Annotated in this window: 22 protein-coding genes and 1 pseudogene; 16 read left to right on the top strand and 7 right to left on the bottom strand. The window is 71.7% G+C overall.

Going from position 1 to position 21,799, the window contains the following annotated elements:
* Nucleotides 1–108: 108 nt before the first annotated feature.
* The 6 genes from OG389_RS10670 to OG389_RS10645 all read left to right on the top strand — a co-directional run bounded on the left by OG389_RS10670 (nucleotide 109) and on the right by OG389_RS10645 (nucleotide 5,126).
* Nucleotides 109–891 carry a metallophosphoesterase family protein gene (locus tag OG389_RS10670; RefSeq protein WP_328298235.1) on the top strand — a complete coding sequence of 261 codons (783 nt, stop codon included), beginning with the start codon at nucleotides 109–111 and terminating at the stop codon, nucleotides 889–891.
* Nucleotides 892–974: 83 nt separating this feature from the next.
* Entirely contained in the window at nucleotides 975–1,430 is a 456-nt protein-coding gene (locus OG389_RS10665) for an SRPBCC family protein (protein ID WP_328298234.1), read from the top strand.
* A 159-nt stretch (nucleotides 1,431–1,589) separates the two neighbouring features.
* On the top strand, nucleotides 1,590–2,735 hold the full coding sequence (locus OG389_RS10660) for an ArsA family ATPase (protein ID WP_328298233.1): 1,146 nt from the start codon (nucleotides 1,590–1,592) through the stop codon (nucleotides 2,733–2,735).
* 80 nt (nucleotides 2,736–2,815) lie between these two features.
* A complete protein-coding gene (locus OG389_RS10655) occupies nucleotides 2,816–3,292 on the top strand; it encodes a DUF5304 domain-containing protein (RefSeq protein WP_328298232.1) in 477 nt (158 codons plus the stop codon).
* 61 nt (nucleotides 3,293–3,353) lie between these two features.
* Nucleotides 3,354–4,295 carry an ROK family glucokinase gene (locus tag OG389_RS10650; RefSeq protein WP_328298231.1) on the top strand — a complete coding sequence of 314 codons (942 nt, stop codon included), beginning with the start codon at nucleotides 3,354–3,356 and terminating at the stop codon, nucleotides 4,293–4,295.
* 75 nt (nucleotides 4,296–4,370) lie between these two features.
* Nucleotides 4,371–5,126 carry an endonuclease/exonuclease/phosphatase family protein gene (locus OG389_RS10645; RefSeq protein WP_328298230.1) on the top strand — a complete coding sequence of 252 codons (756 nt, stop codon included), beginning with the start codon at nucleotides 4,371–4,373 and terminating at the stop codon, nucleotides 5,124–5,126.
* Nucleotides 5,127–5,179: 53 nt separating this feature from the next.
* Here the strand turns inward: OG389_RS10645 and OG389_RS10640 are convergent, their stop codons facing one another.
* Together OG389_RS10640 and OG389_RS10635 are read right to left on the bottom strand one after the other, a co-directional pair.
* Nucleotides 5,180–5,734 (bottom strand): hypothetical protein, encoded by a 555-nt coding sequence (locus tag OG389_RS10640; RefSeq protein WP_328298229.1) that lies wholly within the window; start codon nucleotides 5,732–5,734, stop codon nucleotides 5,180–5,182.
* Nucleotides 5,727–6,506, bottom strand: coding sequence for an alpha/beta hydrolase (locus tag OG389_RS10635; protein ID WP_328298228.1), 780 nt, complete (start codon nucleotides 6,504–6,506; stop codon nucleotides 5,727–5,729). The genes OG389_RS10640 and OG389_RS10635 overlap by 8 nt, the downstream gene beginning before the upstream one ends.
* A gap of 148 nt (nucleotides 6,507–6,654) precedes the next feature.
* Between OG389_RS10635 and OG389_RS10630 the strand changes: the two genes are divergently transcribed.
* The 5 genes from OG389_RS10630 to OG389_RS10610 all read left to right on the top strand — a co-directional run bounded on the left by OG389_RS10630 (nucleotide 6,655) and on the right by OG389_RS10610 (nucleotide 11,653).
* A complete protein-coding gene (locus tag OG389_RS10630; RefSeq protein ID WP_328298227.1) occupies nucleotides 6,655–7,410 on the top strand; it encodes a lysophospholipid acyltransferase family protein in 756 nt (251 codons plus the stop codon).
* Between the two features lie 40 nt (nucleotides 7,411–7,450).
* Nucleotides 7,451–8,659 carry a MacS family sensor histidine kinase gene (macS, locus tag OG389_RS10625; protein ID WP_328298226.1) on the top strand — a complete coding sequence of 403 codons (1,209 nt, stop codon included), beginning with the start codon at nucleotides 7,451–7,453 and terminating at the stop codon, nucleotides 8,657–8,659.
* Nucleotides 8,660–8,730: 71 nt separating this feature from the next.
* Entirely contained in the window at nucleotides 8,731–9,375 is a 645-nt protein-coding gene (locus tag OG389_RS10620) for a response regulator transcription factor (protein WP_328303659.1), read from the top strand.
* A 174-nt stretch (nucleotides 9,376–9,549) separates the two neighbouring features.
* A complete protein-coding gene (locus OG389_RS10615) occupies nucleotides 9,550–10,578 on the top strand; it encodes a 6-phosphofructokinase (protein WP_328298225.1) in 1,029 nt (342 codons plus the stop codon).
* A gap of 82 nt (nucleotides 10,579–10,660) precedes the next feature.
* Nucleotides 10,661–11,653 (top strand): 2-hydroxyacid dehydrogenase, encoded by a 993-nt coding sequence (locus OG389_RS10610; protein ID WP_328298224.1) that lies wholly within the window; start codon nucleotides 10,661–10,663, stop codon nucleotides 11,651–11,653.
* A 179-nt stretch (nucleotides 11,654–11,832) separates the two neighbouring features.
* On the opposite strand, the gene OG389_RS10605 is transcribed toward OG389_RS10610, so the two are convergent.
* Nucleotides 11,833–13,740 carry an anthranilate synthase family protein gene (locus tag OG389_RS10605; RefSeq protein ID WP_328298223.1) on the bottom strand — a complete coding sequence of 636 codons (1,908 nt, stop codon included), beginning with the start codon at nucleotides 13,738–13,740 and terminating at the stop codon, nucleotides 11,833–11,835.
* A gap of 279 nt (nucleotides 13,741–14,019) precedes the next feature.
* Here OG389_RS10605 and OG389_RS10600 point away from each other — a divergent pair, with 279 nt between their 5' ends.
* Together OG389_RS10600 and OG389_RS10595 are read left to right on the top strand one after the other, a co-directional pair.
* Entirely contained in the window at nucleotides 14,020–15,384 is a 1,365-nt protein-coding gene (locus OG389_RS10600) for a class II 3-deoxy-7-phosphoheptulonate synthase (protein ID WP_443059422.1), read from the top strand.
* 162 nt (nucleotides 15,385–15,546) lie between these two features.
* Entirely contained in the window at nucleotides 15,547–15,813 is a 267-nt protein-coding gene (locus tag OG389_RS10595) for a (2Fe-2S)-binding protein (RefSeq protein WP_328298221.1), read from the top strand.
* Between the two features lie 21 nt (nucleotides 15,814–15,834).
* Here OG389_RS10595 and bfr read toward each other — a convergent pair whose 3' ends face one another.
* A complete protein-coding gene (bfr, locus tag OG389_RS10590) occupies nucleotides 15,835–16,311 on the bottom strand; it encodes a bacterioferritin (protein WP_112446344.1) in 477 nt (158 codons plus the stop codon).
* A 173-nt stretch (nucleotides 16,312–16,484) separates the two neighbouring features.
* On the opposite strand from bfr, the gene OG389_RS10585 reads away from it, so the two are divergent.
* Nucleotides 16,485–17,117 carry a sulfite oxidase-like oxidoreductase gene (locus OG389_RS10585; protein ID WP_328298220.1) on the top strand — a complete coding sequence of 211 codons (633 nt, stop codon included), beginning with the start codon at nucleotides 16,485–16,487 and terminating at the stop codon, nucleotides 17,115–17,117.
* 162 nt (nucleotides 17,118–17,279) lie between these two features.
* Here OG389_RS10585 and OG389_RS10580 read toward each other — a convergent pair whose 3' ends face one another.
* Both OG389_RS10580 and pknB read right to left on the bottom strand, forming a co-directional pair.
* Nucleotides 17,280–18,152 (bottom strand): deoxyribonuclease IV, encoded by an 873-nt coding sequence (locus OG389_RS10580; RefSeq protein ID WP_328298219.1) that lies wholly within the window; start codon nucleotides 18,150–18,152, stop codon nucleotides 17,280–17,282.
* Between the two features lie 9 nt (nucleotides 18,153–18,161).
* Nucleotides 18,162–20,072, bottom strand: coding sequence for a Stk1 family PASTA domain-containing Ser/Thr kinase (pknB, locus tag OG389_RS10575; RefSeq protein WP_328298218.1), 1,911 nt, complete (start codon nucleotides 20,070–20,072; stop codon nucleotides 18,162–18,164).
* 279 nt (nucleotides 20,073–20,351) lie between these two features.
* Between pknB and OG389_RS10570 the strand changes: the two genes are divergently transcribed.
* Entirely contained in the window at nucleotides 20,352–20,672 is a 321-nt protein-coding gene (locus tag OG389_RS10570) for a putative quinol monooxygenase (RefSeq protein ID WP_328298217.1), read from the top strand.
* Nucleotides 20,669–20,860 (top strand): annotated as a pseudogene (locus tag OG389_RS10565) (helix-turn-helix domain-containing protein); the annotation flags it as partial. The gene OG389_RS10570 and the pseudogene OG389_RS10565, both read left to right, overlap by 4 nt.
* A 143-nt stretch (nucleotides 20,861–21,003) precedes the next feature.
* Here the strand turns inward: OG389_RS10565 and OG389_RS10560 are convergent.
* Entirely contained in the window at nucleotides 21,004–21,798 is a 795-nt protein-coding gene (locus tag OG389_RS10560; RefSeq protein WP_328298216.1) for a thiazole synthase, read from the bottom strand.
* Nucleotide 21,799 lies beyond the last annotated feature (1 nt).

Here is a 21,799-nt window from a genome sequence, read left to right as displayed (position 1 = left end):
GTCCTGTCGACAGTAGTCGACCCCGTTTGCGACTCGGAAGTAACCGCAGGTCCGGCTGCCTGGCCCGATTCCCTGGTCGCGGTGGCCAAGCGCCCCTAGGGTGGCGGCATGGGTGGCAAGAACAGTCGGACACGGGTCCATGTAGTCAGCGACGTCCACGGCAACACGGAGGCGCTCGCCCGGGCCGGGGACGGCGCCGACGCGCTGATCTGCCTCGGTGACCTCGTCCTCTTCCTCGACTACGCCGACCACTCGCGCGGCATCTTCCCCGACCTCTTCGGCGTCGAGAACGCCGACCGGATCGTCGAACTGCGCACCGCCCGTCGGTTCGAGGAGGCCCGCGAGTTCGCCCGCCGGCTGTGGGCGGGACGGGACCGGGAACGGCTGGTCGAGGGTGCGGTCCGGCGGCAGTACGCCGAGATGTTCGCCGCCTTCCCCCGGCCCACGTACGCCACGTACGGCAACGTCGACATCCCCGGGCTCTGGCCGGAGTACGCGGGCCCCGGCCTGACCGTCCTCGACGGGCAGCGGGCCGAGATCGGCGGGCGGGTCTTCGGCTTCGTGGGCGGCGGGCTGCCGTCGCCCATGCGCACGCCCTACGAGGTCCCCGAGGAGGAGTACGCCGCCAAGGTGGAGGCGCTGGGCGAGGTCGACGTGCTGTGCTCGCACATCCCGCCGGAGGTGCCGGAGCTCTGCTACGACACGGTCGCACGGCGCTTCGAGCGGGGGAGCGGGGCGCTGCTCGCCGCGATCCGCCGGGTGCGGCCCCGGTACGCGCTCTTCGGCCACGTCCACCAGCCGCTCGCCCGGCGGATGCGGATCGGCGCCACCGAGTGCGTGAACGTCGGGCACTTCGCGGCGACCGGAAGGCCGTGGGCCCTGGAGTGGTGAGGTCCAGGCGCGCGATAGCCTTCACGCGGCGGCCCACGGCCGTCCGCACACTTCCTCGAACTCCCCCCGGAGGAGCGACCGCGATGGCGGAACACACCAGCTCGAGCATCACGATCGAGGCGTCCCCGGCCGACGTCATGGCCGTGATCGCCGACTTCGCCCGCTACCCGGAGTGGACCGGCGAGGTGAAGGAGGCCGAGGTCCTGGCCACCGACCCCCAGGGTCGCGCTTCGCTGGTCCGCCTGCTGCTGGACGCGGGCGCGATCAAGGACGACCACACGCTCGCGTACACCTGGCCCGCCGAGAACACGGTGAGCTGGACGCTGGACAAGTCCCAGATGCTGAGGCAGCTGGACGGGTCCTACCACCTGGCGCCGGTCGCCGGCGGCGCCAGCACCGAGGTGACCTACTCGCTGACGGTGGACGTCAAGATCCCGATGCTCGGCATGATCAAGCGCAAGGCGGAGAAGGTCATCATCGACCGTGCGCTGGCGGGCCTGAAGAAGCGCGTCGAGGCGGGCGCACCCTCCCCTTCCTGACGCGCCACCGCCGTCCCGGCGCCGGGCCCGGTGGGCGGGTGCGGGTGGTCCGGCCCCGCGGGGCGAAGTCCCCTGCCCGCCCTTCGCCCGGACCCCGGGGCTCCGGGCAGGGCCACACCGCCCGGACACGGCAACGCGCAGCTAGGAGCACCCCGCACCATGCACACCCTCCTCGTCACCGGCCCCGGCGGCGCGGGCCGCAGCACCGTCGCGGCGGCCACCGCGCTCGCCGCCGCCCGCCAGGGGCACCGGGTGCTCCTGCTCTCCGCCGACCCCGGCGAGCCCCTCCTCGCCCCGGAGGGCGACCTGCGCGTGGCCCGCGTCGACTCCGGCGAGGAGTTCCGCCAGGAGCTCGTCTCGCTCCAGGAACGCGGCTCCGCGGTCCTCGGGCTGCTCGGAGCCCGCCCGCTCGGCGCCGACGAGATCACCGAACTGCCCGGCGCCGAGCAGTTCGCCCTGCTCCGCGCCCTGCGGCGGGCCGCGGACGAGCCCGGCACCGACCTCCTGGTCGTCGACATGCCCCCGCTGCACCAGGCCGTCACCACCCTCGCCCTCCCCGCGCAGCTGCGCCGCTACCTCGCCCGGCTCCTCCCCGCGGAGCGCCAGGCTGCCCGCGCCCTGCGCCCCGTACTGGCCCAGCTCGCCGGAGTGCCCATGCCCGCGCGGTGGCTGTACGAGGCCGCCGCCCGCTGGGACGAGGAGCTGGCGGCCGTCCAGGCCGTCGTGGAGGCCCCCACCACCTCCGTACGGCTCGTCGCGGAGCCGGGGCCCGCCGCCGACGCCGCGCTGCGCCTCGGCCGGCTGGGGCTGGCCCTGCAGCGGCTGCCCGTCTCGGCGCTCGTCGCCAACCGGATGCTGCCCGGCGGATCCGCCGACCCGTGGCTGGCGGGACTCGCCGCCCAGCAGGAGAAGTACGCCGCCCAGTGGGCCGCGGACGCGGACACGGACCTCCCGGTGCTCCGCGTACCCCACCTGGGCCGGGACCCGCACGGCCCCGAGGACCTGACGGCGCTGGCCCCCGCTCCCGCCCCCGCGACCGCGCCCCGGCCGGTCTGGGCCGTCGAGGACCGGATCGCCGAGGACGGGGTGCTGCTCTGGTGCGTGCCGCTGCCCCGCGCCGAGAAGCGCGAGCTCGACCTGGTCCGGCGCGGCGACGAGCTGCTGCTCACGGTGGGGCCGTACCGCAGGATCGTTCCGCTTCCGGCCGTCCTGCGCCGCTGCACGGTCTCCGGAGCCGCCCTCACCGACGGCGAGCTCCGCATCCGCTTCACCCCGGACCCGGATCTGTGGCCCCGGACGGACTGAACGGCGTACCGCCGTTCGGGTACCGTCGGAAGTAGCCCGTACCGCACGCACGCCCAGCAGCCGCCGCAGGAGAGTCCGCCATGAGCGAGGCCACCGACCGACCCGCCGACGCCCCGGCCGACGAAGACGCCTGGGCCGAGGCCTGCGCCGAGGACCTCGCCGCCGAGAAGGAGCGCCGCAGGTCCGAGCAGGGAGCCGGTCCCGGGACCGCCGCCGAGGAGCTGTTCAAGCTCTTCGAGGCCGTCGCGGACAAGGTCTCCGCGCTCAACAACCCGCTGCTCGGCGTCGCCGCGCAGGGCGCCGTACGGCAGTTCGTCAACCAGGCGAAGACCGCCGCCAAACCCGTCATCGAGCGCAACCCCGAGGTCTTCGACCACCTCGCGGCGGCCGGCTCGGAGCTGCTCGCCGCATACCGCTCGGCGGTCGAGGGCCACGAGCGCCGCTGGACGCGCGACGAGCCCGCGCCCGGACCCGGACCCGGACCTGGACCTGGACCTGGGAAAGCCCCCCGTGCCGAGGGCGACGAAGGGCCCACCGAGCGTATCGATCTCGACTGAACCTCCTCGTCACTCGGGTACGGTTGGCGGCGGCGGGGTTTGACCGGAAACCGAGGGACTAATGGGACTCACCATCGGCGTCGACATCGGCGGCACGAAGATCGCGGCCGGCGTGGTCGACGAAGACGGCACCATCCTTGAGACGTACAAGGTGCCCACCCCGCCGACGCCGGACGGAGTGACGGACGCGATCTGCGCCGCCGTGTCCGAGGTCAGCAGCAGTCACACCATCGACGCGGTCGGCATCGGCGCCGCCGGGTACGTCGACGACAAGCGCGCGACCGTGCTCTTCGCGCCGAACATCAACTGGCGGCACGAGCCGCTGAAGGACAAGGTCGAGCAGCGCATCGGCCTGCCCGTGGTCGTCGAGAACGACGCGAACTGCGCGGCCTGGGGCGAGTACCGCTTCGGTGCCGGCCAGGGCCACGAGGACGTCATCTGCATCACGCTCGGCACCGGCCTGGGCGGCGGCATCATCATCGGCAACAAGCTCCGGCGCGGACGCTTCGGCGTGGCCGCGGAGTTCGGCCACATCCGGGTCGTCCCGGACGGCCTGCTGTGCGGGTGCGGCAGCCAGGGCTGCTGGGAGCAGTACGCCTCCGGGCGGGCGCTCGTCCGCTACGCCAAGCAGCGCGCCAACGCCACGCCCGAGAACGCGGCGGTCCTGCTCTCCCTCGGTGACGGCACCCCCGAAGGCATTGAGGGCAAGCACATCAGCGAGGCGGCCCGGCAGGGCGACCTGGTGGCCGTGGACTCCTTCCGCGAGCTGGCCCGCTGGGCGGGCGCCGGCCTCGCGGACCTGGCCTCGCTCTTCGACCCGTCGGCCTTCATCGTCGGCGGCGGCGTCTCGGACGAGGGCGACCTGGTCCTCGACCCGATCCGCAAGTCCTTCAAGCGCTGGCTGATCGGCGGCGCGTGGCGCCCGCACGCGCAGGTGCTCGCCGCCCAGCTGGGCGGCAAGGCCGGCCTGGTCGGCGCGGCGGACCTGGCGCGCCAGGGCTGAGCGGCCCACCCGTATCGGCAGACTGCCCGCCGCGCCCTCTGGGGTACGGCGGGCAGTCTCGTTATGTTGCCGGGTATGGAACTCGCCGAGCTGCCGAACTCCCGTACCGAATCCGATGGTTCCGCCGTGATCCGGGCGCTCTCCTACAACATCCGCTCACTGCGCGACGACGAGGACGCGCTGGCACGGGTGATCCGCGCGTGTGCGCCGGACCTGGTGTTCGTACAGGAGGCGCCCCGGTTCTTCCGGTGGCGCAAGCACGCGGCGCGGCTCGCCAGGAAAGCCGATCTGGTGGTGCTGAGCGGGGGCGCGACGGCGGCCGGACCGCTGCTGCTGTGCTCCCTGCGGGCCTTCGTGGAGCGGACCGAGGACGTGCTGCTGCCGTTGACGCCGGGGCACCACCGGCGGGGCTTCGCGACGGCCGTGGTCCGCTTCGCCGGGGCCCGGGTGGGGGTCGTCAGCACCCACCTGTCGCTGGACCCGGCCGAACGGGGGGCGCAGACGGAGCTCCTCCTGGACCGGGTCGCGTCGCTGGACGTGCCGTACGTGATCGCGGCCGGTGACGTGAACGAGACCCCGGGCGGTCCGGCCTTCGGCCGGCTTGCCGGGACGCTCCAGGACTGCTGGTCGGTGGCTCCGTGGGGCGGGGAACGGACCTTCCCGGCGGTGGCGCCGGACCGGCGGATCGACGCCGTCTTCGCGAGTGCGGGGGTGGAGGTACTGGCCTGTGGTGTCCCTGCGGGGCTGCCGGGGGTCTCCGCGGAGGATCTCGCCTCGGCGACGGACCACCTCCCGGTGCTGGCGGCCCTGCGCCTGCCGGCTGCGCCGTAGCCGTGCCTCGATGCGGCGCCGCACCCGGGGCGGGGCCCCGGGTGCGGGCAGGGTCAGACGACCGCGCCGCGTCCCGGATCGTCGTCCTCGTCGTCGCCGGACGACATCCGCGCGACCAGCGTCGCGAACCCGCCCAGGAAGCCGCCGACGCCCAGCGTCGTCAGCCACCAGGTCATCTCCCACTGCAGCAGCACCGCCAGCAGCAGCAGGACCGGCCCGCCCACCACGGCGAGCCAGGCGAACTTCGACGTCGTGTCCGCCTCCGGCAGCTCCGGCTCCGGGGGGACGAAGTGGCCCTCGTCCTTCGCGGTCTCGGGGTTGTCGTCCGGATCGGCCAGGGAATGGTCGCGCGGACCCGCCCCGCCCACGCCCGGGGCGAACACCACCGAGCTGCCCAGAGGCGCCGCGGGGGGCTCCGGGGAGGCCGGCGGGGCGGGACTGGCCGGTTTGACGTCCTCCTCCGGCAGGAGGAGGTTCTCGATCGGCCGGAACGGTCTCGCGCCCGGCGGATCCGCGGGCTCCTGGCCGTACCCGGCCACGATCGCCGCCCACGCCGCTTCCTCGTCCAGCGGGGGAACGCCCCCGGAGGACTCCTCGTGTTCAGCCACCGCTGGCCGCCCCCTCCCTGCCCAAGCTCTCCGTCAGTCGACCGACGAACGCGTAACTGTCCGCGAAGATCGTCTCCGCGTCATGGTCCAACGTCGCGACGTGGTAACTCTGTTCCAGCAGGGTCTCGGTGACGTCGGTGGACGACACCCGCGCCAGGATCCGCGCCGAGTCCGCGGGCCGCACGACGTGGTCCTGCGGGCTGTGCAGGAGCAGCAGCGGCTGCGTCACCTGCGGCAGTTCGGTGTCCAGCAGCTGCAGGAACCTGCGCAGCGAGTGCGCGGCCCGGGTCGGGATCCGGTCGTAGCCGACCTCCACCGAGCCCGGCTTGGCGATGTCGCTGGCGATGCCCGGCGTCGACCGGACGAAGTGCTTGACCACCGGAAGGGCTACGGCCAGCGGGTCGTGCACCTTGTTGACCGGGTTGACGAGGACGATCCCGCTGATGGAGTCCCCGTGCTTCGCCGCCAGCCGCAGCGTCAGCGCGCCGCCCATGGACAGCCCGAAGACGAACACCTGCTCACACCTGTCGAGCAGCTCCCGCAGCGCGCGGTCCACCTCGGCGTACCAGTCCTGCCAGCCGGTGAGCTGCATGTCCTGCCAGCGCGTCCCGTGCCCGGGGAGCAGCGGCAGGGACACCGTCAGTCCCCGCGCGGCCAGATGGTCGGCCCAGGGGCGCATGGACTGCGGGGAACCGGTGAAGCCGTGGCAGAGGAGGACGCCGACCTTTCCGCCCTCGTGGCGGAACGGCTCGGCTCCAGGGAGGACGGGCACCAGGGTCTCCTTAGAGGGGGGCAGGGGGGTGCGTAGCGCTGTGTGACTTCACCGTACGCGACGGGGATGGCACCGACCAGAGTCGTCGGACCGCTCCGGGTGCGCCACGGGTTAAGGTCTGTTCGACAGACACAGGAAGGCTTTCGAGTTGATCTACGGCGCAATGAAGTTCTCGATCGGCGGTTCTTTGAAGCTCGCCTTCAGGCCGTGGGTGGAGGGCCTCGAGAACATTCCCGCCGAGGGGCCGGCGATCCTCGCGAGCAACCACTTGTCCTTCTCCGACTCCTTCTTCCTCCCGGCCGTGCTGGACCGGAAGGTGACCTTCATCGCGAAGGCGGAGTACTTCACCTCCCCGGGCGTCAAGGGCAGGCTGACGGCCGCCTTCTTCAAGGGCGTCGGCCAGCTCCCGGTGGACCGTTCGGGCGCGCGCGGCGCCGGCGAGGCCGCGATCAAGAGCGGGATCGACGTCATCGAGCGCGGAGAGCTGTTCGGTATTTACCCCGAGGGGACGCGTTCACCCGACGGCCGTCTGTACCGCGGCAAGCCCGGCGGTCTGGCCCGGGTGGCGCTGGCCACCGGTGCGCCCGTGATCCCGGTGGCGATGATCGACACGGAGAAGATCCAGCCGCCCGGCAAGGTGGTTCCCAAGCTGATGCGTCCGGGCATCCGGATCGGCAAGCCGTTGGACTTCAGCCGGTACCACGGCATGGACGGGGACCGCTTCATCCTCCGCTCGGTGACCGACGAGGTCATGTACGAGATCATGAAGCTGTCCGGCCAGGAGTACGTCGACATCTACGCGACGGCCGCCAAGCGCCAGATCGCCGATGCCGAGAAGGCCGCGGCGAAGAGCGAGGCCAAGAACAAGAACGAGAGCACGGGCGGAAGCGGCGAGAACGCCTGATAGCGGGCGCGGGCGCGACCGCCCGCACGGGGTGGGGGAGATGGCGAAGCGCGAGCGCGTCGTACGCATGTCGGTCGAGCAGCCGCTCTGGCGGGCCCTGACGGCCTACCGGCTGCTCACCATGGTTTACGCGGTACTGCTGTTCGCCTTCGCGCACAAGCAGTTCGACCGGCCCTGGGTCGCGGCCGCCTACCTCACCCTCCTCGCCGGCTGGACCCTGGTCACCCTCCCCAAGGTGGCCAACGCGGTCAGTTGCACCAAGCGGTTCCTGTGTGCCGACCTCACTGTCGCCTGCACCGGGATCCTGCTCACCCCGCTCGCCGACACCCACGAACGGATCGCGGCGGGCGGCCCGACCCTCCCCTCCATATGGACCGCGGGCGCCGTCCTGGCCTTCGCCATCAAGGGCGGCTGGCGCTGGGCCTGTTTCGCCTCCACCTTCGTCGCCGCCGCCAACCTCGTGCAGCGCGGCGAGCCCACCCGGGACACCCTGCACAACGTGCTGCTGGTCTGGGTGGCCTCCATCGCCATCGGCTACGTCGTCGAGGTCGCCCGGGCCAGTGAGGCCACCCTCGCCCGCGCCCTGGAGATCGAGGCGGCCACCCGCGAGCGCGAACGCCTCGCCCGCGACATCCACGACGGGGTCCTCCAGGTCCTCGCCATGGTCCAGCGGCGCGGCACCGAACTGGGCGGGGAGGCCGCCGAACTCGGCCGGATGGCGGGTGAGCAGGAGGTCGCGCTGCGCACCCTGGTCTCCAGCGGGCTGGCACGCCCCTCCCGGATCTCCCGAGACGAGTCGCTCGGCGCGATCGTGGCCGCGTTCGAGGTCGAGGAACCCGGCGCCGACGAGGGCGAGCTGGACCTGCGGACCCTGCTCGCCCCGCACGCCGGATCGCGGGTGAGCTTCGCCGAGCCGGGCACCCCGGTGCCGTTGCCGGTGCCCGCCGCGCGGGAGCTGGCCGCGGCGGTCGGGGCCGCCCTGGACAACGTGCGCAAGCATGCGGGGGAGGGGGCGAGCGCCTGGATCCTGGTCGAGGACTGGGGCGACGAGGTGATCGTGACCGTACGCGACGACGGCCCGGGCATCCCGGCCGGCCGGCTCGACCAGGCCGAGGGCGAGGGCCGGATGGGAGTGGCCCTGTCCATCCGCGGCCGGCTGCGCGACCTCGGCGGCAGCGCCGAGCTGGTGTCCGTCCCCGGGCAGGGCACCGAAGTGGAACTGAAAGTACCGAGGGGGAGCACCCAGTGAACGAGCACCACAGCACCGTCGGCGCAACCGGCAGCACCGACGGCCCCGGCGGCCTCGCCGGGATCAAGGTCATGGTCGTGGACGACCACCCGATGTGGCGGGACGCGGTCGCCCGCGACCTGGCCGCCGCCGGCTTCGACCTGGTGGCCACCGCCGGCGACGGTCCCGAGGCCGTACGCCGGGCCCGCGCGGCCGCCCCCCACGTGCTGGTCCTGGACCTCAATCTGCCCGGCATGCCCGGGGTCCAGGTCTGCAAGGAGCTGGTCGGCGCCAATCCGGCGCTCCGGGTCCTGGTCCTCTCCGCGAGCGGGGAGCACGCCGACGTCCTGGAGGCGGTGAAGTCCGGCGCGACCGGCTACCTGCTGAAGTCCGCGGGCGCCCAGGAACTCATCGACGCCGTGCGCCGCACGGCGGCAGGCGACCCCGTCTTCACCCCGGGCCTGGCCGGCCTGGTCCTCGGCGAGTACCGGCGCCTGGCCACCGACCCGGCGCCGGCCGCCTCCGACGAGCCGAGGGCTCCGCAGCTCACCGACCGGGAGACCGAGGTGCTGCGGCTGGTGGCCAAGGGGCTCTCGTACAAGCAGATCGCGGAACGGCTGGTCATCTCCCACCGCACGGTGCAGAACCACGTGCAGAACACCCTGGGCAAGCTCCAGTTGCACAACCGGGTCGAGCTCGTCCGCTACGCGATCGAGCGGGGCCTCGACGACGCCTGAGCCGATGCTTGAGGGGTGAACAATTCCCCGTACGAGTGAACAGGCGTACGCAACGCCTCGTAATTCCACCGGAATTGACCCTTCCTCAGGTCTTGCTGTGACCTGAGTCACCACTAGCGTGACCGTCATGCGGGCCCTGCGGCCTCAGCGGGCCCTGTGGCGAAGGGAAATTCCATGAAGGTCGGAGTGCTGACGGGCGGCGGGGACTGCCCCGGGCTCAACGCGGTGATCCGCAGCGTCGTGCGCAAGGGCGTACAGGAGTACGCCTACGAGTTCATCGGGTTCAGGGACGGCTGGCGGGGCGCGGTCGAGGGCCGCACCGTCCCGCTCGACATCCCCGCCGTCCGCGGGATCCTGCCGCGCGGCGGAACCATCCTCGGCTCCTCGCGCACCAACCCGTTCAAGCTGGACGACGGCGTCCGCCAGATCAAGGAGAACCTGGCCAAGTACGAGGTCGACGCCCTCGTCGCGATCGGCGGCGAGGACACCCTGGGCGTGGCCGCGAAACTGTACGAGGAGTACGGGATCCCGTGCGTCGGGGTCCCGAAGACCATCGACAACGACCTGTCGGCCACCGACTACACCTTCGGCTTCGACACCGCCGTCGGCATCGCCACCGAGGCCATCGACCGGCTGCACACCACCGCCGAATCGCACATGCGCGTCCTGGTGGTCGAGGTGATGGGCCGCCACGCCGGCTGGATCGCCCTGCACTCGGGGCTCGCGGGCGGGGCCAACGTCATCCTCATCCCGGAGCAGCGCTTCGACGTGGACCAGGTGTGCGCCTGGGTGACCTCGCGGTTCAAGGCGAGCTACGCGCCGATCGTGTGCATCGCCGAGGGCGCGATGCCCAAGGACGGGGACATGGTGCTGAAGGACGCGACGAAGGACTCCTTCGGGCACGTCCGGCTGTCGGGCGTCGGCGAATGGCTGGCCAAGGAGATCGAGGCGCGGACCGGCAAGGAGGCCCGTACGACCGTGCTCGGGCACATCCAGCGCGGCGGCACGCCGAGCGCGTTCGACCGGTGGCTGGCGACCCGGTTCGGGCTGCACGCGATCGACGCGGTGCGCGACGGCGACTTCGGCAAGATGGTCGCGTTGAAGGGCACGGACATCGTGCGGGTGCCGATCGCCGAGGCGACGGCGAAGCTCAAGACGGTGGACCCGGCGCTCTACAAGGAGGCCGGAGTGTTCTTCGGCTGAGCCGGGGCGCGTGCGCGGACCGTGGGTCGTAAGGTGACAAACGACCCATGGTCCGATTCTTTCGCGCAGTACGGGAGCGAACGTGGAAATCCTGGCATTCGGGGTGCAGGGTGACGAGAAGCCGCTCATCGAGAGGGCTTTCGCGGGTCACCACGAGGTGCGCTGCCTGGACGTCTTCCTGAGTGAGGACACCGCCCCCATCGCGGCCGGGTACGAGATCGTCTCCTCCAGCGTCAACGCGGACCTGAACGGGCGGGTGCTGCGGACCCTGGCGGCGGGTGGGACGAAGATGATCGCCCAGCGCTCCACCGGCTTCAACAACATCGACCTGGACGTCGCGCGCGAGCTCGGCCTGACGGTCAGCCGGGTGTCGTACTACTCCCCGTACTCGGTGGCTGAGTTCGCGTGGACCCTGGCCATGGCGGTGAACCGGCGGATCGTCCGCGCCTCGAACCGGACGCGGGACTTCGACTTCCGGCTGAACGGCCTGATGGGCCGCGACATGCGCGGCCGCACGGTGGGCGTGCTCGGCACGGGCAAGATCGGCGAGGCGTTCACCCGGATCGCGCACGGCTTCGGGATGAACCTGCTGGGCTGGGACGTGGCGCAGAACCCGGCGTGCGTGGACCTGGGCATGAAGTACGTGGACAAGGACGAACTGTTCGCGTCCTCGGACCTGATCAGCCTGCACGTCCCGCTCCTGGAGTCTACGCACCACATCATCGGCCCCAAGGCACTCAGGGCGATGAAGGACGACGCGATCCTCGTGAACTCCAGCCGCGGCGGGCTCGTGGACACGGACGCGCTGGTCCAGGAGTTGCGGGCGGGCCGCTTCGCCGGCGTGGGCCTGGACGTGTACGAGGCGGAGGCGGGACTCTTCTTCCTGGACAAGTCCCTGGTGGTGGTCGAGGACGACACCCTCGCCCGGCTGATCACCTTCCCGAACGTGGTCGTCACCTCCCACCAGGCGTACTACACCCACGACGCGGTGGGCCAGATCATCGACACCACGGTCGCCAACGTCGCGGACTACGTGGCGGGCCGCCGCTCCGAGAACACCCTTTCTCCTTCTTGATGCGTTCCTCGCGCCGCTCGGCGCTGGCACGCTTCCCGGGCCTGGGCCCGCCGCGCCGGACGGGCTGGCGCATCCAGCCTCGCCGGCGTCTGAGGCGCGGGGTCCGGGGCGGCGCCCCGGGGAACGGTGAAGGGCCGGTGGGGGACCGCTTCGCGCAGCGGTCCCTGTCCTGGCGGGGGCTACGCCGGGGCGGGGGCGCGGACGCCCGCGATCAGGTCGCGGACCAGCTCCGCGCCGCGCAGGGTCAGCACCGACTCCGGGTGGAACTGGACCCCCGCGAAGCCGCCGGAGGCGGAGCGCAGCGCGTGGACCTCGCCCGTGGCGGGGTCCCGGGAGACCTCGATCCCCCGCAGCGCCAGCGACCGCTCCAGCTCCGCGGAGCAGTGGGCCGCGTACGTGTTGTAGAAGCCCACGACCTCCTGCGTCCCGAAGAGCGGGATCCGGGTCTGCGCCCCCTGCGCCGGCTCCGCCTTGCGGACGAGCGGGAGCCCCAGCTCCGCGGCCAGCAGCTGGTGGCTCAGGCAGACCCCCAGCAGCCCGCCGCGGTGGGAGCCCAGGAGCTCCGCCGTCAACGCCCGCATCGTGCGGATCTTCGGGTCACCGGCATCCGCCGGGTCGCCCGGGCCGGGGCCCAGCACGATCGGCCCGTCCCAGGCCAGGGCCGCCTCCCGCAGGCCCGGGTCGTCGTAGCGGCGTACGGTCACCTCCAGCCCGGCCACCCGCAGCACGTGCCCCAGCATCGAGGTGAAGGTGTCCTCGCCGTCCACCACCAGCGCGTGGCCCGTCACCGCCGCCGGCCGCTCCTGCATCCGGAGCCAGAACGGCGCCAGGTCCTCGCGGCGTGCGGCCAGGGCCGCCTGGACCCGGGGGTCGTCGGCCAGCCGGGCCCCGGCCCCGGCCGCCCCGGTGCCGGACGGCCGTACCGCCGCCGGGCGCACGCCCAGCGCCGCGAGCACGCCCGCCGCCTTCGCATGGGTCTCGGCGACCTCGCCCGCCGGGTCGGAGTGCCGCACGAGGGTGGCCCCGACGGGCACCCGCAGCGTGCCGTCCGGCGCGATGTCCGCCGTACGGATCAGGATCGGCGAGTCCAGGGTCTGCGCACCGGAGGCGTCCAGGCCCAGCAGCGCCAGCGCGCCGGCGTAGTAGCCGCGTCCGCCCGTCTCGTACCGCTCGATGACCCGGCAGGCGTTCTGCACCGGTGACCCGGTCACCGTCGCCGCGAACATCGTCTCCTTCAGGACCTCCCGCACGTCCAGCGAGGACCGGCCGCGCAGCTCGTACTCCGTGTGGGCGAGGTGGGCCATCTCCTTCAGCCGGGGGCCGACGACGACCCCGCCCATGTCCCCGACGGTGCACATCATCTTCAGCTCCTCGTCCACGACCATGGACAGCTCCTCGGTCTCCTTGCGGTTCCCGAGGAAGGCGAGGAGGGACTCCGCGGTCGGCCCCCCGGCCGGATACCGGTACGTACCGCTGATCGGATTCATCACGACCGTGCCGCCGCTCATCCGCACGTGCACCTCGGGGCTGGCCCCGACGAGCGTGCGGTCCCCGGTGTGGACCACGTACGTCCAGTACGCGCCCCGCTCGCCCTCCAGCAGCCGCCGGAACAGCGCGAGCGCGTCGGCGCGGCCGAAGCCCTCGATCCGGCCCTCGTAGGTGCGCCGGATGACGAAGTTCGCGCCCTCGCCGCGGCCGATCTCGTCCTCGATGACGCGCCGGACGGTGGCCGCGTACTCCTCGTCGGGGACGTCGAAGGCTCCGCCGTCCACCCGCACCCCGTGCGCCGGCAGCGCGGCCAGCGCCTCGGCGAGCGGGACCTCGTACGCCTCGTCGGCGACCAGCACGCTGAGCGGCGTGCCGTCGTCGCGTACGTCGAACCCGCGCTCGCGCATCTGCCGGAAGGGGACCAGCGCCAGGGTGGGCCGCTCGCCGACAGGCAGGTCGGCGAGGAGCTGGGCCTCGTGGACCGGCCCGGTCAGCACCTCGACGGTGTCGTGATCGCGGCCAGGGGTGCGGCGGCGCAGCAGCGCGAACGCCGGGCAGGTGTCGTCGTGGATCAGGTCGAGCAGTCGGCTCAGTGACATGGGGCGGGCGTCCTATCCGGTTTCGGTGGGTGGGACGGCCCGTTCCTCCGCCGGAAACGCGGAAGGCCGCCCCTCGGGGCGGCCTTCGCTTCGCTCGTGACTTCAGGTACGCGCGAGAAGTGGGCCGCCGGGAGCGGGCCACCACCAGTTCATGTTCGAGTGCGCGTACATGTGGTGAACCCTAGCCCACCAGGGCAGCTGAACGGGTGAGTAACACAGCGAGAGACATCCGTCTCACGTAGTGGTCGTCGGGCTGGACGTGCCGTGCGACGCCGTAATGTGTGTGGGGTGACCGTGAACGCTGAAACCCAAGCCCTCGCCGCCAAGGCGACCTGGCGAGACCTTCCCGCGGCGCAGCAGCCTTCGTACCCCGATGCCGAGGCCCTGCGCGCTGTCGTCGCGGACCTCGAGTCGTATCCTCCCCTCGTTTTCGCGGGTGAGTGCGACCAGCTGCGCGCCCGTCTGGGAGCCGTCGCCAAGGGCGAGGCGTTCCTGCTGCAGGGTGGCGACTGCGCCGAGGCCTTCGACGCCGTGTCCGCCGACCACATCCGCGCCAAGCTGAAGACGCTGCTCCAGATGAGTGCCGTCCTGACGTACGCCGCCTCCGTGCCGGTCGTCAAGGTCGGCCGCATCGCGGGCCAGTACTCCAAGCCGCGCTCCAAGGACACCGAGACCCGCGACGGCATCACCCTGCCGACCTACCGCGGCGACTCCGTCAACGGCTTCGCCTTCACCGAGGAGTCCCGCGTCCCGGACCCCGAGCGGCTGAAGCGGATGTACCACGCGTCCGCCTCGACGCTGAACCTCGTGCGCGCCTTCACCACCGGTGGTTACGCGGACCTGCGCCAGGTGCACGCCTGGAACCAGGACTTCGTGAAGTCCTCCCCGTCCGGGCAGCGCTACGAGCAGCTCGCGCGGGAGATCGACAACGCGCTGAACTTCATGAAGGCGTGCGGCACCGACCCGGCGGAGTTCAAGGCCGTCGAGTTCTACTCCTCGCACGAGGCGCTGCTGCTCGACTACGAGGGCGCCCTCACCCGTACGGACTCGCGCACCGGCCGGCTCTACGACACCTCCGGTCACATGGTCTGGATCGGCGAGCGCACCCGCCAGCTGGACCACGCGCACATCGAGTTCTGCTCGCAGATCGCCAACCCGATCGGCATCAAGCTCGGCCCCACCACCACGGTGGACGAGGCGCTGACCTACATCGACCGCCTGGACCCCGAGCGCGAGCCGGGCCGGCTGACCTTCGTCGTCCGCATGGGCGCCGACAAGGTCCGCGACAAGCTCCCCGAGCTGGTCGAGAAGGTCACGGCCTCCGGCGCGACCGTCGCCTGGGTCACCGACCCGATGCACGGCAACACCTTCGAGGCGGCCTCCGGGCACAAGACGCGCCGTTTCGACGACGTGCTCGACGAGGTCAAGGGCTTCTTCGAGGTCCACAAGGGCCTCGGCACCCACCCGGGCGGCATCCACGTGGAGCTCACCGGTGACGACGTCACCGAGTGCGTGGGCGGCGGCGACGAGATCTTCGTCGACGACCTGCACCAGCGCTACGAGACGGCCTGCGACCCCCGCCTGAACCGCAGCCAGTCCCTGGACCTGGCGTTCCTCGTCGCCGAGATGTACCGCGACCAGTAGGAGCGATCTTCACGCTGTGGCTTGGTACGACGATGGGGCGCGGATCGATGTGATCCGCGCCCCATCGTCGTGCCCAGGGCTTTTAGGGTTGCCTAACTTTGGGTACGGTTAGGTAAGCCTCACCGAATAGGGGATGGCCGCCGAACCGTTCCTGTCAGGGAGGTGAACCGCGTGTACGTCTGCTCTTGCTTCGGGATCACCGACAAGCAGGTCAAGGACCACGCGGCTGCCGGGGCGTGCACCCCCCGCCAGATCGCTTCGGCCACGAAGGCCGGCACCGACTGCGGTTCCTGCGTGCGCACCATTCAGGGCCTCCTCGGCCGCGGGGCCTGCCCGCGCCGTGAGCTGCTGGAGAAGGGCAACGCGGCCGCCGTGCTCGCCACCGACTCGGAGCTGGCGACGGCCCCCGTACTCGCGGAAGTGGCCTAGGCCCCAGCCCGGGCGGACCGGCTAGCTCGGCTGCTCGATGAGCTGCGCGATGTACAGCGCCTCACCGATGGACTCGATGAGCTCCAGCTGGGTGTCGAGGTAGTCGATGTGGTGCTCCTCGTCCTCCAGGATCTCCTCGAAGAGCCGCGCCGAGGTGACGTCACCCTTGCCCCGCATGACCTCGATGCCACGCTTGAGGCGGTCGATCGCCTCGACCTCGACCTGCCGGTCGGCCTGGAACATCTCCGTCAGCGTCTGGCCGACGCGCACGTGGAAGAGGCGCTGGTAGTTCGGCAGACCGTCGAGCATCAGGATGCGCTCGGTGATCTTGTCCGCGTGCTTCATCTCATCGATGGACTCTTCACGCGTGTACTTGGCGAGCTTCGTCCAACCCTTGTTGTCCTGGATCCGGTAGTGGAGCCAGTACTGGTTGATCGCCGTAAGCTCGCCGGTCAGCTGCTCGTTCAGAAACTCGAGGACCTCGGGGTCGCCCTGCATCGCAGAGGCTCCTTCCAAGCAATGTCAGCAATGTGACGGGGCAGGTGCGCGCATCCTTGCACCGCCGCAAGAGGCAGTCCAGTAAGTGCCTCCTTAGTGGGAGTTGCCGTGACTTGCCCGAATCGGGCCGTACCTGGTCATGACCACCCCGCCAAGTCTGTCACCATGGAGACATGGGTCAGCCGGAAAGCCTGGAATCTCCGGGGTCAGAGCAACTGGAGCTTCCCCCGGGGCAGCGGTTGCAGCGAGGCTGGCCGGTCACCCACTACGGACCGGTGCCCAAGTTCAAGCCGGACCGCTGGGAGTTCCGCGTCTTCGGCGCGACCGCCGACGGCGAGAAGCACTGCTGGAACCACGAGGAGTTCGCGGCCCTGCCGTTCGAGTCCGTCGTGGCGGACCTGCACTGCGTGACGAAGTTCAGCATGACCGGCGCCGAGTGGGGCGGTGTCCTCGCCCGTACGATCCTCGGCATGGCGCCGCCGTCCCCGCAGGTCACGCACGTGATGGTGTGGGCCGAGTACGGTTTCAGCTCCAATATGCGCCTCGCGGACTTCGCCTCCGACCGGACCGTCCTCGCCACCCACCAGGGCGGTGAACTGCTCACCGCCGAGCACGGATTCCCGCTCCGGCTGGTCGTCCCGCACCTGTACGCGTGGAAGGGCCCCAAGTGGGTCCGCGGCATCGAGTACATGACCGCCGACCGCCGCGGCTTCTGGGAGGAGCGCGGCTACCACAACGTCGGCGACCCCTGGCGCGAGCAGCGCTACTCGTACCAGGAGGAGCCGGGGGACGGCCCCGAACTGTAGCCCGGTGGCCCGGTGTCAGCGGTGGTACTGGTGGACCACCGCGTGGCCCTTGCCGCGGCCGATGGTCCACTTGACGGCGGTCGAAAGGGTGTCCGCCGCCAGCGCCACCCGGACGGCCGTACATCCGAATACCCCCCTGGGGTATTCTTTTCCGGGTCCGGGTCAGCCGAGCCCGCGCAGCTCCTTCAGCAGCGCCACATCCGCCGCGTGCCCTTCCTTGCCGCCGGGCGTCTCCGTGATCAGCGGTACGCCCTCCATCGCCGGATGCGTGAACAGTTCCGCGAAGGCGTCGCGGCCGATGTGCCCCTGCCCGATGTTCTCGTGCCGGTCCTTGTGGGCGCCCACGCCTTCCTTGGAGTCGTTCGCGTGCACCAGCTTCAGCCGGCCCTCGCCCACCGTGTCCACCAGCAGGTCCAGGGTCTCCTTGGTCCCGCCCGGCGCCGCCAGGTCGTGCCCGGCCGCGAAGATGTGGCACGTGTCCAGGCAGATCCCGAGCTTGGGGTGGTGGTCGAGCGCGTCGAAGTACGGGCCGAAGTCCCAGGTCCGCGAGCACAGCGAGGAGCCCTGCCCGGCCGTGGACTCCAGCAGCAGGAAGGGGTCGTCATCATGCGTCAGCTCGTCCAGCAGCGGCAGCATGTGCTCCCTGACCTGCGCGTACGCCTCCGCGCGCGGGCGGCCCCCGGTCGCCGAGCCGGTGTGCACGACCACTCCCAGCGCGCCGATCGCACGGGCCCGGCGCAGTGAGTGCCGCAGAGATTCCACGGACTTCTCCACGGTCGCCGCGGTGTGCGAGCCGAAGTTGATCAGGTAGGGCGCGTGGACGTACGCCGGGATCCCCTCGGCCGCACAGGCCGCGCGGAACAGCTCGTCCTGCGCCGGACTGCCCACCGGGGTGGCCCAGCCGCGCGGGTTGGCGACGAAGACCTGGACGGCCTCGGCACCCATCTCGCGGGCGTACGTCAGCCCGACCGAGGCGAGCCCGCCCGCGACGGGCACGTGCCCGCCCACTGGATTACGGCGTATCGAATCGCTCATGGCGTGGTGCTACAGCCCCTTGGTCCTGATGATGATCGTGCTGCCCTCGGGGGCGCTCTGGCCCGTGGGCACCGACTGGGCGTCCACGGTGTTGCTGAAGGAGAGGAGGGGCCGGTCGACCTTCACCTTGAAGCCCAGACCCTCCAGGGTCTTGCGGGCCGCGTCGACCTGCTGGCCGGTGACGTCAGGCACCGGGATCTGGCGGGGGCCCTTGGACACGGTGAGCGTGACGGTGTCGCCCGCGGCGGCCTGGGCGCCCGCGCCGACCGACTGGTTGGCGACCGTACCGGCGGGGAAGGGCGAGTCGACCTGTTCCGGGGCCGCCTCCACCTTCAGGCCGAGGCCCTCCAGGACGGAACGGGCCTGGTCGGGGGAGGCGCCGACGACGCGCGGCACAGGAACGGGACGTCCCCTGCTGACCACCAGCGACACCGCCGTGTCGAGGGACCGCTTCTGGCCCGCCGCCGGGTCCGTGCTGATCACCGAGCCCTGCGCGATGTCCTGGCTGAAGGCCTGCGTGACCGCCCCGGGCGCGAGACCGGCCGAGGTCAGCTCCGCCTTCGCCGCGTCCAGCGGCTTGCCCTTCAGGTCGGGCACGGCGACGACCTCGGGTCCGCGGGAGACGGTGAGCGTCACCGCGCCGTTGCCGCGGATGCGCTTGCCGCCCGGGGGATCGGCGTCCATCACCGTGCCCTTGTCGAAGGACACGCTGAACTTCCGGTCGACCTGCTTCACACCGAGGCCGGCCTGCGACAGCCGGGACCTGGCCTCCGCCTCGGTCTTGCCGAGCAGGTTCGGGACCTTGGTGAACTGTCCGGAGCTGATGTACCAGACCCCCGTGCCCAGGCCGAGGAAGAGCAGTACGCCGACGGCGAGGAGCAGCACGCCCGGACGGCGCGGCCGCGGGGCGGGCGAAGGCGGGGGCAGCGGCGGAGCCGTGAGCCGGGAGGTGTGCGAGAGGGGCGCGGGGTGCGAGGTGTGCGCGGCCACCGGGCGGGCGATCACGCCGGTGCGGTCCTCGGCGGAGGTCCGCTCCCCGGCGCGGGCCTGCGGTGGTACGGCGTCCAGCTCGGCGTCGCTGAGCTGCGCGCGGCCCTCGAGGGCCAGCCCGAGCAGGGCGGCCGCGTCGTGGGGGCGCAGCTCGGGATTGCGCGCGGTGGCGTGGGAGACGAGCTCGTCCAGTGCGACGGGCAGTCCGGGAACGGCGGCCGACGGGGGCGGGACGTCCTCGTTGAGGTGCTGGTAGAGCACCTGCGCGGGGTTGGATCCGGTGTGCGGCTTGGCGCCGGTGAGCATCTCGTAGAGCACGACACCGCAGGCGTAGACGTCCACGCGGGTGTCGGTGACCCCGTTCTCGATCTGCTCGGGGGCCAGGTAGGAGACGGTGCCCAGGACGGAGCCGGTGGTGTTCGTGACGGAGTCGACGGAGCGCACCAGCCCGAAGTCGGCCACCTTGACCCGGCCGTCGTCTCCGATCAGTACGTTCTCGGGCTTCATGTCGCGGTGCACGAAGCCGGCGCGGTGCGCGGCGCCTAGGGCGGCGAGCACCGGTTCGAGGATGTCGAGGGCCGCGCGGGGCTGGAGCGCGCCGCGCTCGCGGAGCACGTCGCGCAGGGTGCAGCCGGAGACGTACTCCATGGCGAGGTACGTGTACTGGCCGTGCGTGCCCTGGTCGAAGACGGCCACCACGTTGGGGTGGGCGAGGCGGGCCACGGACTTCGCCTCCCGGATGAACCGGTCGACGAAGGCGGCGTCGGCGGCGAGGGCCGGGTGCATGACCTTCAGCGCGAGGACGCGGTCGAGACGGGTGTCGACGGCCCGGTAGACCGTGGCCATGCCGCCGGCCGCGATGCGGGCGTCCACGCGGTAGCGGCCGTCGAGCGTCTGCCCGACGAGGGGGTCATCCAGGGTCGTGTCCACCCGGCGATTCTACGAGTGCCCGTCCCCCTCCCGTCCCGGGTCCCCGGGGGTTGCAGCGCGGCTGTGACGCGGGGGCGGGTTCCCGGGGGGTGCGGGGCTTCGTGGGTGCGGGGCCGGGGAAGGGCGGGACCGGGCCGCCACGGAAAAGCGAAGACTGCCGGAAAACCCCAAAGAAACGACCACGAAGTGATGCGCAGCATCTCTGCGAGTCAAGAAGACCTGTTACTCGCAGAGGATCTGCGTATCTGTGAGACTGGCCGCGGCTCGAAAGGGGCACGTATGAGCGAGGGATTCGGCCTGGTCGTGCGCTTCTCGCTGCGCGACCAGGAAGCCGCGACGGCATTTGACGAGCTGTGTGCAGCCACCCTGGACGGCATCAAGAGCGCTGAGCCGGGCACGCTGGCCTACGTGGTGCACGTACCGGAGGGCGAACCTCTGGTGCGGATGTTCTACGAGCTGTATGCAGATCGCACCGCGTTCGACGTCCACGAGGCGCAGCCACACACGAAGTACTTCCTCGCCGAACGGGAGCAGTACCTCGCCGGTGTCGAGGTCACGTTCCTCGACGTGACCGCCCGGAAGCTGGCAGCGCAGCAGTGAGTTCCGAGGAGCGGCGCGCCTATGGTGCGCGAGTGGCCGGTCCGCGCAAGCAGAAGGGCATGACCCAGGGGGAACTCGCCACGGTCATCGGCCGTCCGGCGAGTTGGCTGTCCCAGGTCGAGCGGGGCATTCAGCAGGTGAACCGCCTGGACGTGCTGCGGCTCCTCGCTGACGGCCTCGGCGTGCCGCTCCAGGTGTTGCAGCACGATGCCCCCGCCCCGGCAGAGGCCGCGAGGCCGTTCGAACCAGACACGAACGATCGGGCGAGAGGGCCTCGACACGGCAGCAGATCGAAGCCGCCCGAGGCGTCGCCAGTCTTGAACCCGCCCTCTCAGAACGCCGGTCGCTCCGGGTCCAGGGCGGCGCGGCCCTCGGTCGGGGAGGAGGGGTCCGCGAAGCGGCGTTGGGGGATGCGGCCCGCGCGGTACGCCAGGCGGCCCGCCGACACGGCGTCCCGCATGGCCGCCGCCATGAGTACGGGCAGCTGCGCCCGGGTCACCGCCGACGCGAGCATCACGGCCGCGCACCCCAGTTCCATGGCCAGCGCCACGTCCGAGGCCGTCCCGGCCCCCGCGTCCAGGATGACCGGCACACCGGCCCGCTCCACGATCAGCTCGAAGTTGTGCGGGTTGCGGATGCCCATGCCGGAGCCGATCGGAGACCCCAGCGGCATGATCGCCGCACAGCCCACGTCCTCCAGCTTCCGCGCCAGCACCGGGTCGTCGTTCGTGTAGGGGAGGACCGTGAACCCCTCGTCGACCAGGATCTCCGCGGCGTCGAGCAGCTCGACCCCGTCCGGCAGGAGCGTCCGCTCGTCCGCGACGACCTCCAGCTTGATCCAGTCCGTGCCGAGGGCCTCCCGGGCCAGCCGGGCGGTGAGCACCGCCTCGCCCGCCGTGAAGCAGCCCGCCGTGTTCGGCAGTACCGAGATCCCGAGACCGGTCAGGACGGAGAGGACCGATCCCTGGACCGTCGGGTCGAGGCGCCGCATCGCGACCGTGGTGAGTTCCGTACCGGACGCGACCAGCGACCGTTCCAGGATGTCCAGGCTCGGTGCCCCGCCCGTGCCCATGATCAGGCGCGAGGAGAAGGTCCGGCCGCCCAGCGTGAAGGCGTCGTCGGCCACG

This window comes from Streptomyces sp. NBC_00435 (assembly GCF_036014235.1).
GTDB lineage: Bacteria > Actinomycetota > Actinomycetes > Streptomycetales > Streptomycetaceae > Streptomyces.
The sequence above is the reverse complement of the archived record's forward strand: the minus strand, read 5'-3'. Positions and strand labels throughout refer to the sequence as shown.